The sequence below is a fragment of the Tenggerimyces flavus genome (genome assembly GCF_016907715.1).
GTDB classification, from domain to species: domain Bacteria; phylum Actinomycetota; class Actinomycetes; order Propionibacteriales; family Actinopolymorphaceae; genus Tenggerimyces; species Tenggerimyces flavus.
The window spans coordinates 3,006,362-3,018,503 of record NZ_JAFBCM010000001.1; the positions used below are offsets into that span (position 1 = coordinate 3,006,362).

At 69.1% G+C, this 12,142-nt stretch carries 9 protein-coding genes; 5 read left to right on the forward strand and 4 right to left on the reverse strand.

Annotation, left to right across the window (positions count from 1 at the left end):
- Positions 1-111: 111 nt before the first annotated feature.
- The gene (locus JOD67_RS14130; RefSeq protein ID WP_307782389.1) at positions 112-3,894 is read left to right on the forward strand and encodes a S8 family serine peptidase; all 3,783 of its coding nucleotides are present in this window, start codon (positions 112-114) and stop codon (positions 3,892-3,894) included.
- A 43-nt stretch (positions 3,895-3,937) separates the two neighbouring features.
- On the opposite strand, the gene JOD67_RS14135 is transcribed toward JOD67_RS14130, so the two are convergent.
- Positions 3,938-4,735, reverse strand: a complete 798-nt coding sequence (locus tag JOD67_RS14135) for an LLM class flavin-dependent oxidoreductase (RefSeq protein WP_205117903.1) — start codon at positions 4,733-4,735, stop codon at positions 3,938-3,940.
- A 117-nt stretch (positions 4,736-4,852) separates the two neighbouring features.
- On the opposite strand from JOD67_RS14135, the gene JOD67_RS14140 reads away from it, so the two are divergent.
- Positions 4,853-5,869 (forward strand): helix-turn-helix domain-containing protein, encoded by a 1,017-nt coding sequence (locus JOD67_RS14140; protein WP_205117904.1) that lies wholly within the window; start codon positions 4,853-4,855, stop codon positions 5,867-5,869.
- Positions 5,870-5,873: 4 nt separating this feature from the next.
- Positions 5,874-6,713, forward strand: coding sequence for an alpha/beta fold hydrolase (locus JOD67_RS14145; RefSeq protein WP_205117905.1), 840 nt, complete (start codon positions 5,874-5,876; stop codon positions 6,711-6,713).
- Here the strand turns inward: JOD67_RS14145 and JOD67_RS14150 are convergent.
- Genes JOD67_RS14150 through JOD67_RS14160 form a run of 3 tightly spaced genes read right to left on the reverse strand, consistent with a single transcriptional unit; the run spans position 6,703 to position 9,154 of the window.
- Entirely contained in the window at positions 6,703-7,461 is a 759-nt protein-coding gene (locus tag JOD67_RS14150) for an SDR family NAD(P)-dependent oxidoreductase (RefSeq protein WP_205117906.1), read from the reverse strand. The genes JOD67_RS14145 and JOD67_RS14150 overlap by 11 nt on opposite strands.
- A complete protein-coding gene (locus JOD67_RS14155; RefSeq protein ID WP_205117907.1) occupies positions 7,458-8,459 on the reverse strand; it encodes a LacI family DNA-binding transcriptional regulator in 1,002 nt (333 codons plus the stop codon). Before JOD67_RS14155 ends, JOD67_RS14150 begins: the two co-directional genes overlap by 4 nt.
- Before the next feature lie 35 nt (positions 8,460-8,494).
- Positions 8,495-9,154 (reverse strand): RraA family protein, encoded by a 660-nt coding sequence (locus tag JOD67_RS14160; protein WP_205117908.1) that lies wholly within the window; start codon positions 9,152-9,154, stop codon positions 8,495-8,497.
- Positions 9,155-9,278: 124 nt separating this feature from the next.
- Between JOD67_RS14160 and JOD67_RS14165 the strand changes: the two genes are divergently transcribed.
- Both JOD67_RS14165 and JOD67_RS14170 read left to right on the forward strand, forming a co-directional pair.
- Positions 9,279-10,463, forward strand: a complete 1,185-nt coding sequence (locus JOD67_RS14165) for an enolase C-terminal domain-like protein (RefSeq protein WP_205117909.1) — start codon at positions 9,279-9,281, stop codon at positions 10,461-10,463.
- Between the two features lie 16 nt (positions 10,464-10,479).
- Positions 10,480-12,141, forward strand: a complete 1,662-nt coding sequence (locus JOD67_RS14170) for an ABC transporter substrate-binding protein (RefSeq protein WP_205117910.1) — start codon at positions 10,480-10,482, stop codon at positions 12,139-12,141.
- Position 12,142 lies beyond the last annotated feature (1 nt).

A 12,142-nucleotide genomic window follows, 5' to 3' on the forward strand; every position in this document is an offset into this window, starting at 1 on the left:
ATGTCGCATCCGCGGCAGCTTTGGGCTAATGACAGGGAGTGACATTTCCGGGCATTCTCAGGCCTGACGGGGACGGGTCTGTCATCGGCAGGGCAACGAAGGGCCTTCAGAGTGCGCATCAAGTCAGTACGGTCGCGTGTCCTCGTACTCGGAGCTGTCGCCAGTCTCCTCTTCGGCGCGGCCTCGGTCGCGCCGGCAGTGGCGCAGTCTCCCTCGAAGCCGGCGACGGTGACCCCGCTCGCCGGTACGGCGAAGCGCGTCACGTTGCTCACCGGCGACGTGGTGTCCGTCCAGGAGGTTCCCGGCGGCAAGCACGCCGCGACGGTCTCGCCGGGTGTGGGTCGGGAACGGATGTCGTTCCAGCAACTCGAGCTCGACGGCGACCTGCTCGTGATCCCGCACGACGCGATCCCGTACCTCGCCAACCAGCGCCTCGACCGCACGCTGTTCAACGTCACCGAGCTGATCGCGCAGGGCTACGACGACGCGCGCAGCAAGAGCCTGCCGCTGATCGTGCGGTACGGCGCGAAGGTCGACGAGGCTCGCGCCACGAGGGCGCTGCCCGCGATCGAGGCCGGCCCCGTCCTGGACAGCATCGACGCCCGCGCGCTCGCTGCGGACAAGCAGCGGATCGGCACGTTCTGGGAGGCGCTCGACAACGACACCGCGGCGCCGAAGACCACGCGGATCGGCGAGCTGCGGCTCGACGGCGGCGTCGAGTACGTCTGGCTGGACCGGAAGGTCCGCGCGAACCTCGAGCGCAGCGTGCCGCAGATCGGCGCCCCGTACGCCTGGCAGGCCGGGTTCGACGGTACGGGCGTGAAGGTGGCAGTCCTGGACACCGGCGTCGACGACACCCACGGCGACCTCGCCGGCAAGGTCGTCGAGGCCCGCAACTTCACCACCAGCCCCGACACCAAGGACCGCTTCGGCCACGGCACGCACGTCGCGTCGACGGTCGCCGGCACGGGCGCTGCCTCCGGCGGATCGCGCAAGGGCGTCGCGCCCGGCGCGCAGCTGCTCGCCGGCAAGGTCCTCGACGACAGCGGCTACGGCTCGGACTCCGAGGTGATCGCCGGCATGCAGTGGGCCGCGAGGGCCGGGGCGAAGGTCATCAACATGAGCCTCGGCGGCGATCCGACCGACGGCACCGACTTGCTGAGCCTGTCCCTCAACGAGCTGACCGCGGAGACCGGCGCGCTGTTCGTCGTGTCCGCCGGCAACAGCGGCCAGTCCGGCGGCTACACGGTCGGCTCGCCGGGCTCGGCCTCCTCCGCCCTCACCGTCGGCGCGGTGGCGCGCGACGAGACGTTGGCGCCGTTCTCCAGCCGCGGACCGCGCGTCGGCGACTTCGCGATCAAGCCGGACATCACCGGTCCGGGCGTCGGCATCGTCGCGGCGCGGGCCGCGGGAACGTCGCTGGGGACGCCGGTCGACGACCACTACACCGCGGCGTCCGGTACGTCGATGGCCGCGCCACACGTCGCCGGCGCGGCGGCGATCCTCGCGCAGCAGCACCCGACCTGGACGGCAGTCCAGCTCAAGAACGCGCTGGCGAGTACGGCCAAGCCGAAGGACGGGCTGAGCGTCTTCGACCAGGGCGTCGGGCGGGTCGACGTCCAGCGCGCCGTGTCGCAGGGCGTCTTCGGCACGTCGGTGGTCGACCTCGGCGTGTTCACGGCGAAGGACACCGCGAAGGTGACGAAGGAGGTCACCTACACCAACGCGAGCGCGCAGCCAGCGACGCTGTCGTTGCAGCTGTCGCTGACCGGTCCCGGCGGAGCGCTGCCGGCGGACGCCGTGGCGCTCGACAAGTCGTCCTTGACAGTGCCGGCAGGCGGGTCGGGGACCGTCAAGGTGACGGTCGACCCGGCCGTCCTGCGGTCGGGCATCTTCAGCGGCGTCCTCACCGCGCGCGCCGGATCGGTCGAGGTGCGTACGGCGCTGGGCGTGTCGCGCGAGGCGCCGCGGCATCGCGTGACGTTCAAGGCGGTCAAGAGCGACGGCAGCCCCGGTGGTCTCGACGCGATGGCCGTGATCGGTGAGGACGCGCGGTTCGACTTCGTGGGCTACATGCCGGACGGGTACACCAGGACGCTGGAGCTCGCCGAGGGCACGTACCAGGTCCACGGCATGGTGCACGAGGGCGTCGATCCCGACGGCGTCTCGTACGAGGTGACCGATCCCTCGTTCCAGGTCAAGGCCGACGCGACGCACGTCTTCGACGTCCGCAAGGCGCGGCCGGTGCGGATCGAGACGCCGAAGCCCGCGGAACAGAAGACGATTCTGAGCTGGTACGTGCGGCGCGAGTTCGGCGCGCGGTCGGTGACGAACTACACGATGCAGTTCTACACCGGGCAGGAGCTGCGGGTCGTACCGACCAAGCGCGTCACGGATGGGCTGTTCGAGTTCGGCACGCGCTGGCAGCTCGAGGCACCGCAGCTGCGATCGACGGCACGGGTGTCGGGGAAGTCCGCCAAGCCGGTCGAGCTGTTCCTGCTCGCGTTGTCGCAGCCGGTCGATGGCAAGCGCACGTTGACAGTGGTCGACGTGGGTGCCGGGCTGCCGGCTGACTATGCCGGGAAGGACGTCCGCGGGAAGGCCGTTCTCGTCACGTCGGTTGACGATCTGTACGAGGACCGCACGCGGGACGCGGCGGCCGCAGGGGCGGCGATGGCGGTGATCGTTCCGCCGGAGTTCTACGGCCCGTACTCACGCTGGAACCCCGCCGCGTACGGCGACCGGCTGCCGATCCCGGGCGCGCTGGTGCCGGAGAACCAGGCGAATCTCCTTCGCTCCAAGGGATCTACGGTCAAGCTGGAGCTGATCGGCGTGTCGGTGAGCCCGTACCTGTACGACATCATGCAGGTGTCGCACCAGCAGGTGCCGGCCGATGGCGTGCATTACAAGGTGAGCAGCCGGAACACCGCGCTGGTGACGACTCGCTACCACGAGTCCGGTGGCGACGGCTGGTCGTCGGAGCAGCGGTTCGGCTGGCGGCCGTGGCAGGACAACGCGATCAACCATCACCAGCGGCTCGTCGGGACCGGTCACGTGCGGGAGGAGTACGTCAGCACCGACGGCACGATGTGGCAGCAAAAGGTGAAGTTCGGTCGGCAGTTCGACAACATGAACGAGCTGTACCAGGGGCTGACCGAGCAGCCGCGGACCTACCGTTCGGGCGAGCGGCTGTCGCAGTCCTGGTTCGCGCCGGTGTCGCGTCCGGTGATCCCGCGCGGGTCCAGGTCCGGGTCGTACCGCGAGGCCGACCTGCTGACCCTGCGTGTGCCGGTGTTCGGTGACGGCGCTCCGGGGCACTACGGCTACATCGAGGGCGGGTTCGGGCCGGTGACCGACGTGGTGTCGGCTCAGCTGTACCGGGACGGGACGTTGATCGCGGACGTGCCGGAGCCTTGGGGCCAGTTCCCTGCTGGTGCCGCGTCGGGCACGTACCGGCTGGACGTCGATGTGGCGCGGACGTCGCCGGACTGGGCGTTCTCGACGCGGACCCGGACGTCGTGGACGTTCGGCTCGTCGCGTACGCCGGCGGGGACGCAGGCCCTGCTGCCGTTGCTGCAGCTGGACTACGCGACCGAGGCGGGGCTGGACAACCGGGTGCCTGCACGGCGTTGGCAGTCGATCGACCTGACGGTCCGGCACCAGGACGGTCTGAAGGGCCCGCGCGTGAAGAGCGCGAAGGTCTGGGCGTCGTACGACGACGGGGCGACCTGGCGCTCCGCGGCCCACGTGTCGTCGCGCGGCGACGGCAAGTACCGCGTGACGCTGGCGCCGCCGAAGTCCTCGAACGGCTTCGTGACGCTCCGAGTGCAGGCTACGGACACCGCCGGCAACGCCGTCGACCAGACGGTCGTCCGCGCCTACGGCCTGAAGTAACCCCCGAGTCCGGGGCCGCCTCCTACCGGGCGGCCCCGGTTCCTTACGCCCGGGGCGGACCGGCCTCGATGCGTTGCTGGATGACCGTCAGCGGCTCGTCGAAGCCCTTGGGTTCGTCGATGATCCAGGTGGCGCCGGCCTGCTCGAGGGCGGCGACCGAGGACGTCGAGTTCAGCGCGGTGATGATCTCGAAGCCGTCCGGTGGGTCGAGCGCCTCGACCGTACGGGCCAGGACGTCGGCGGACAGGCCGCCCTCGGACGCGCTCGGGTCGAGCGGGTAGAAGCCGTCCCAGCGCAGCGCTCGTTCCATCGGCTTGCGGCGGCCCACCCCGCCGGCCACCCAGATCGGCGGGCGCGGCTTGCGTACCGCGGCCGGCGCGAGGTGCGCGGACACCTGGTAGTACTCGCCGGAGTGCTCGACCGCGTCGCCGCGCAGGATCGCGTCGATCAACGGGAGCGCCTCGTCGAGCATCGCCGCGTGTGTGCGCGGGTCGCCGGACTCGCCGAACGCCTCGTACTCCAGCGCCGCCGGCACCCCGAGCCCGACGCCCAGCGTCGCCCGGCCGCCGCTCAGGTGGTCGACCGTCACGACCTGCTTCGCCAGCTGCCACGGCCGGCGGCGAGCGACCGGCGTCACCAGCGTGCCGACCTGGATCGTCGTCGTTCGCGCCGCGATCGCACCCAACAGCGACCACGGGTCGTGCAGCTCCGGCCGGTACGCGGCTCCTTGCAGGTGGTCCCAGACGAAGAACCCGTCCCAGCCCGTCTCCTGCGCCGTGACCGCGAGGTCGAGGAGGAACGAGGGATCGCCGACAGCTGGCACGTTCAGCCCGAATTTCACGCGACCAGAGCCTAGTCAACCGTCCACCAACGAGCCCGACTTCGCCGAGACCGGTCGCTCTACTGCATCATCGGAAGCAGAACGCGCGACCAACGGGGCTGGGCGAGGAGGTTAAGCATGCTGGAGGCGACCGGGATCGGGCCGGAGGAGGAGCGCGTCTACAGGCTGCTCGTCGGCACGTTCGACTCCTGCCCCGAGAACCTGGCGGTCAAGCTCGACCTCACGGTCGAGGAGACCGTCAAGCTGCTCGAGTCCCTCCACGCGAAGGGGCTGGTCAGCCGCATCGCCGGGCCGGACGAGCGGTACGAGCCGATGCCGCCGGACGTCGGCTTCGGCCCGCTGCTGCTGAGCGGCCAGGAGTCGCTGGAGTGGGCGCGGAACGCGGTCTTCCAGCTCTCCGAGGAGTACCGCAGCAGTGCCCGCCGCCGCGACGCGAGCCAGCTCGTCGAGGTCGTCACGGGCGCGGCGCCGCTCCGCCAGCAGATCCGCAACCTGCAGCTGTCGGCGCGGCACGAGATCGTCTGGTTCTGCAAGGCCGGCCACGTCGCGATGACGTCCGCGGACAACGACGAGGAGCTCGACATGCTCGCGCGGGGGATCCGCTACCGCGTGATCTACGAGCGTGCGCTGCTCGAGGAGCCGGGCATGATCGAGAGCGCCGCCACGTCGATCCGCAGCGGCGAGATCGCGCGGGCGACGTCGACGCTGCCCGTACGCCTCGCCATCGCCGACGGCTCGCTCGCGCTGTGCCCACTCGTACCCGCCGCCGACGGCCTCGGTGAGCCGACGGCCGCGCTGATCCGGCAGAGCAGCCTGCTGGACGCGTTGATCGCGCTGTTCGAGACCCATTGGGAACGTTCGTCGCCGCTGCAGCTGACCGGCGACGGCGGTCAGGCGGCCGAGACCGGACCCGACAACGACGAGCTGTACCTGCTGTCGCTGCTCGTCGCCGGCGTCGCGGACAAGGCGATCGCGAGCCAGCTGGGGTTGTCGCTGCGTACGGTGCAGCGACGGGTCCACGATCTGATGATCAAGGCCGGCGCCGACACCCGTACGCAGCTCGCCTGGCATGCGGCGAAACTGAATTGGTTGCCCGGCGATGTCGAAAAGCCGCGATCGGCTCCGACCTCCTAGTGTGATGAACGAATCCTCTCTCGCATTGGCCGACGGCCGGACCCTGCACTACTACGACCTCGGCGGCTCGGGGTTCCCGGTGTTCTGGCACCACGGAACGACGAACATCGGCACCCCGCCGGCGCCGCTGTACTCGCTGGCCGCGCGGCTCGGGCTGCGCTGGGTGTCGATCGACCGGCCGGGATACGGCGGGTCGACTCGGCAGGTCGGACGTACGATCGCGGACACCGCCGCGGACGTGCTGGCCGTTGCGGACGCGCTGGGCTTCGAGCGCTTCGCCGTGATGGGTCAGTCAGGAGGCGGCATGTACACGCTCGGCTGCGCGGCGGCGCTCCCGTCGCGGGTGGCCGCCGCGGTGAGCCTCTCCGGGCCCGCGCCGTTCTCCGCCGAGGGCCTGGACTGGTACGCCGGGATGATCCCGTCCACCCGAATCTCCATGTCCGCGGGAGCCGCCGGGCTCGAGGCGAGGGAGGAGCTGGAGGCTTCGTCGTTCGAGTACGACATGGAGCTCACCGAGGCCGACATCGCCACGCTCTCGGGTGAGTGGTCCTGGTTCGGCGAGGTCGTCCGACCGGCGATGGAAGGCGACCCCGGCGGCGGGATCGACGACGACATCGCCAGCACCCACCCCTGGGGCTGCGACCCGCGCGACATCACCGCCCCGCTACTGCTGATCCACGGCGACAAGGACCAGGTCATCCCCGTCTCCCACGGCAAGTGGCTCGCCGCCCACTGCCCCACCGCCGAGCTGCGGGTGAAGGACGGCGAGAGCCACATCTCGATCATCACCCACGCCGCCGAGGGCCTGGAATGGCTGGCCGAGCAGGTCCGGCTCAGAGCGTGATCGGTGGGGTGGGGAAGCCGCGGGCAGTGGTGGCGCCGTCGACGACCATCTCTGCGCCGCTGACGTAGGAGGCGGCGTCGGAGAGGAGGAAGGCGATCACGGCGGCGACCTCGGTGGGTGAGGCCACGCGACCCATGGGGGAGATCGCACCCTCTTGGCGCAAGCTCTCCGACACGTCCGCCCCGGGAGACAAAGTCGCGCGCAGCATCGGGGTGTCCATCGATCCCGGCAACACCGCGTTGCAGCGAATCCCGTAAGGCGCGTAGTCCACCGCCACGCTCCGGGACATCGCGACGACGGCGGCCTTTGCCGCGCCGTAGGCGAAGTAGCGGGGCCACAGCGCGAAGGCCTGGATCGACGACACGTTCACGATCGATCCGCGCCCGTGGGGCAGCATCCGGCGGACCGCGGTGCACGTCCCGTACATCGGCCCGAACTGCAGCACCCGCAGCGCCGCCTCCAGCGAAGCGGGCGTGATCTCGTGTGCCGCGCCCTGAACGTCGATGCCTGCGTTGTTCACCCACCAGGCAAGGGGAGCCGTACGTTCGGCCACCTCCGCTGCGGTCTCGTGCGACGACGGATCCTCGACCCCGCCCACCACGGTCGACACCCCGAGCTCGGAGGCCAACCGCGACAGGCCCTCGTCGTCGATGTCCGTCGCTACCACGTGCACGTCGGCGCTCACCAATGCGGCAACGACGGCCGCGCCCAGCCCGTGCGCCGCGCCCGTCACCACCGCCGAGATCATGACCGCACCCCTGCCGTCGTGTCCCGCAGAACGAGCTCCACCTCGAACGACACCGCCTCGGCAGGTCGCGAAGGGTCGTCCAACGACTCCTTCACCAGATCGAACGCCCGCGCCGCCATCCGCGCACCGGGAAGGCGGACCGTCGTGATCGAGGGCCGCACCCAGCTCGCGAAGTCGAAGTCGTTGAAACCCACTACCGACACATCCGACGGCACCCGCAGCCCATCCGCCTCGGCCTGCTGAACGACACCCAACGCGATCAAATCGTTCGCCGCGATGACGGCTGTCGGAGCAGCGGCCTCACTCAGCAGGCCGGCCACTGCCAGCCGAGCATCGGCAACGGTGTAAGCCGAAGCTTCCCACTCCACCAACGACACCTCCGCGGACGAGCACGCCAGCCGTACCCCCTCGCGACGGTGCCGCGGCCCCGGCCACTCCGGATCCGCGCCCAGCCACACGAACCGCCGATGCCCCAAGGCGACGAGCTGCCGCACCGCCTCGAAGGCGCCGCGCTGGTCGTTCGCCGACACCGTTTGAACGCGCGGCAGCACCGGATCCTGCTGCAACAGAACGACGGGCGCCGACAGTCGGGTGATCGCCGCGATATCGCGCCGGTGACCGGCGTCCAGCTCACCCACACTGAGGATGGCGCCGTCGACCCGCCCCTCGCGGACCAGGCGCAGAGCAGAGCTCGCCGCCTCACCGGGAGCCGTCACGTCCACCACCGCCGTGTAGCCGGATGCACGAGCCGCGCCCGTCGCACCGTGCAGGAACTCAAGGTGCAGGGGATCGTGCAGCCCCAGATGGCTGGGGTCCTCGAGGGCGAGAACGATCGAGTGCGCCCGCTGCGAACGAAGCGAGCGCGCGGACGCGTTCGGCCGGTATTTCAGGTCGTAGATCGCCCGCTCGATCGACTCGCGGGTGTCCTTCCGCGGCCGGTGCCGGTTGTTCAGGTAGTTGGAGACGGTCTGCATCGACACGCCGGCTCGTTCGGCCACATCGCGCATGGTCGCCCGATCGGGTACCGAGCCCGTCACAGCACCCGCCACTTGTCCCAGACCGCGTCGAGGGATCGGCCGTTGCGGAGCTCGTGTCGCGCGCCGCTCTCCCGTCGTACCCGGTGCAGAACGAGCTGGCGTACGTCCGCCATCGCTGACGCGGGCACGACGACCACGCCGTCGCTGTCGGCTACGACGAAGTCGCCCGTATGCACCTGGACCCCTCCCGCCTGGACCGGCGACCCGATCTCGCGGACTCGAGCACGCGCTCGCGTGTCCAACGGCGACGCCCCACGGCAGAACACAGGGTATTTCATCTCCCGCAGCTGCCGGGTGTCGCGAACGTACCCGTCCACGATCGCGCCCGCGGCCCCACGCGCCAACGCCGCATGGGAGAACAACTCGCCCCACACAGCGGCGCGATTGTCGGCGGGCACGGCATAGACCGACACGCTGCCCGGCTGGAGGGCGTCGACGGCGAGGATCTCGTTCGCGTACGGGACGTCCGGCGCCGTCACCTCGCTGGAGGACTGGACCTCGACGGTCAGCACCGGCCCGCAGATCACCGTGTCCAGGGCGAGCGGGCGGATGGCATCGTCCATCAGCTGCACGGGGAGCCCGAGCTCGTCCAAGGCGTCGCAGATGAGTGCCGACGACAACTCCATCGCGTCCGGTGTTGGATTCGATCCAGCCATCGGAAGTCCCAATCTGCCGTCCATGGATGGGGAACACGGCCGGCGAAGTCTTGACGAGCGAAGATCTTGTTTATAACGTTCAAGTTCGAACGTAGCACAACCCGCCGCCGAGCACAGGACCGCCGTGAAGATCACCAGCGTCCAGTTCCACAAGGTCAACATCCCCCTGCACGCCCCGATGCTCTGGGCCGGCGGGATCAATCGCTCGTGGACGCGCGTCATCGTCCGCATGCAGACCGACGAGGGGATCGAGGGCATCGGCGAGACCTGCGGCGGGGACTCGACGCTCGTGCAGCTCAACGAGCTGAAGGAGTTCTACCTCGGCCAGGATCCGTTCGACACTGCGAAGATCCTCAAGCACTTCTGGTACGTGCCGCGCTATCACGGCAACACCGGCAAGTACGCGGTGCAGGCGCTCGAGACCTGCTGCTTCGACATCATGGGCAAGTCGGCCGGACGGCCGATCAGCCAGCTGCTCGGCGGGAAGATGCGCGACGAGATCCCCACGATCGCGTACGTCTTCTACCGGCAGCGCAACGAGCGGGGCGAGGGCGGCGAACGGACGGCGGAAGAAGTCGTCGACTACACCCGCGAGCTGTGCGAGCGCACCGGTGTCACCACGATCAAGATGAAGGGTGGCGTCTACTCGCCCGAAGAGGAGGTCGCGACGACGGCGGCCCTGCGCGAGGCGTTTCCCCAACACCGCTTGCGGTTCGACCCGAACAGCCTGTGGTCCGTCGAGACCACGATCAGGATGGGCCGCAGGTTCGAGGAGCTCGACCTGGAGTGGTACGAGGACCCGGTCTGGGGCATCGAGGGCATGAGCAGGGCACGCCGGGACGTGCGGATCCCGTTCGCCACCAACATGTGCTCGGTGCAGCTTGACGAGCTCCCGATGGCCATCCGCGAGCACGCCATCGACGTGCAACTGCTCGACGTGCACGACTGGGGCGGCATCAACAATGTGTGGCGCGCGGCGGCGACGTGCCAGACGTTCCAGATCGGCATCGGCTTCCACTCCGGCGGGGAGGCGGGCATCTCCACCGCGCTCTACCTGCAGCTCGCGGCCGCCCTTCCGGTGTTGCCGTATGCCATCGACTCCCACTACCACCATCAGACCGACGACGTCCTGGCGGAGATGTTCGCCTACGAGAACGGCTGTTTCCGGGTGCCGGACGGGCCGGGCCTCGGTGTGGAGCTCGACGAGGACAAGCTCCGACACCTGGAACGCCTCAACGATCGCGAAGGCGATCTGACCTTCTACGGGGACTTCGAGCGGAGCGAGACCCGCTACATGGGCATGTACTGAAGGGTGGCTGACCACCATGCAGATCAAGGGAGTCGCGACCGGATTCGCCGCGGTGCTGTTGGGGGCGTCGCTGCTCGCGGCGTGTACGGATGAACCGAAGTCGCCGGCGGCCACCACAGTGGAGCTGCTGACCTGGCACGGTCCGGAGTCGAGCACGAAGTACTACGAGGGCTACCAGAAGATCGCCGAGTCCTACATGGAGACCCATGAGGACGTCGACATCGAGATCAAGTACGAGGCGGACGACACGTTCGGCAGCATCCTCGAGACGGGTTTCGCCGGCAACACGGCGCCGGACATCGTCCAGATGAAGTCCGGGCAGCGCACGACGTTCAGCGCGAACCTGCTCGACCTCCGCAAGCACCTGCTCCAGCCGAACCCGTACGACAAACGCGAGCCGCGCTGGATCGACACCTTCGTCGGGGGCGAGGCCGCCTTCCCGCCGGAGAAGAACGCGTCGAGCGCGAACGGTCTGCTGTTCGTCCCGAACGACGGCAACCCGGACGTCTACGCAGGCAAGCTCTACATCTTCAACAAGAAGCTCGTCGCCGACGCCGGGCTCGACCCGAACTCTCCTCCGAAGGACTGGAAGGAGATGTTCACCTGGCTGGAGGCGCTCAAGGGCAAGCCCGAGGTCGCGCCGATCGCCGGCTCGAAGGACGTCGGCGGGAAGGTCTCCCAGATCGGCTACGGGTTCGGCGCGGACTACGCCGACAGGTACTTTGCCCCGGAGTTCAACACTCCCGAGTTCGCCGACGACCTCTACAACGACAAGCTCTACGTGCTCACGTGCTACACCGGCGGATCCCAACCAGCGTTGACGGACCTGCCGTACTACCCGGCGATGTTCAAGCTGATGAAGCAGCACCTCAGCTACTACCAGACGAGCTGGACCGAGAACAGCCCGGAGACCGAGATCCTCACGTTCGCCAGTGCGAAGGCCGCGCTGATGAACACGACGTTCTGGGACTACGGCACGCTGGTCGGGTCGCTGAGCGACTCGTCGTTCCCCGACGGGTATGGCCTGTTCCAGCTTCCCTACTTCGGCAAGGACACGCTCCCGTACGCGGTCGGACAGGGCTGGGTCACCCAGGCCGAGGCCGACGCCGCAGCGCCGTTCGCGGTCGACCGCCCCGCCGCGGCGGGTGGTGCGGGAAAGCACGAGTACGGCTTCACCGTGAACGCCGCGAGCGCGAAGGACACCAAGAAGCTCAATGCGATCGTCGACTTCCTGCGCTACCTGTCCAGCAAGGACGTTCAGGCCAAGTACGTGCAGACCGCGCAGTCGATGTCCCCGGTGAAGGACGTGCCGCTGATCGATGCCCTGACGCCGTTCGTGGTGGCCGAGCCTCCGGGCGGGTACGCGAAGCACGTCCTCGGCTACACGGTCGTCGAGTGGGGCAAGGCAGGTTGGGACGTCGACCTGACCAGGTTCCTCAGCGGCTCGATGAGCTCGGCGGACATGGTGAAGGCGGTCGCGGCTCCGGAGTGGGCGAAGGACATCCCGAAGCTGGAGGCGCTGAAGGAAGGCGTCGCGACCGCGAAGGCCGACGCGCAGAAGGCCGCCGCGGACACCAAGGAGGAGAAGGGCCGGGCATTGGCGTTCGCCCAACTGCGGTTGAAGTTCTACGAGCGCTACTACTACTCGCTGAAGGGCGACCTGAGGGTGCTCGGCTGAG

Coding starts and splice junctions, on each gene's coding strand:
- JOD67_RS14140 (WP_205117904.1), top strand. CDS start 4,853: ATGCTGGAGGCGACCGGGATCGGGCCGGAGGAGGAGCGCGTCTACAGG.
- JOD67_RS14145 (WP_205117905.1), top strand. CDS start 5,874: ATGAACGAATCCTCTCTCGCATTGGCCGACGGCCGGACCCTGCACTAC.
- JOD67_RS14150 (WP_205117906.1), bottom strand. CDS start 7,461: ATGATCTCGGCGGTGGTGACGGGCGCGGCGCACGGGCTGGGCGCGGCC.
- JOD67_RS14160 (WP_205117908.1), bottom strand. CDS start 9,154: ATGGCTGGATCGAATCCAACACCGGACGCGATGGAGTTGTCGTCGGCA.
- JOD67_RS14170 (WP_205117910.1), top strand. CDS start 10,480: ATGCAGATCAAGGGAGTCGCGACCGGATTCGCCGCGGTGCTGTTGGGG.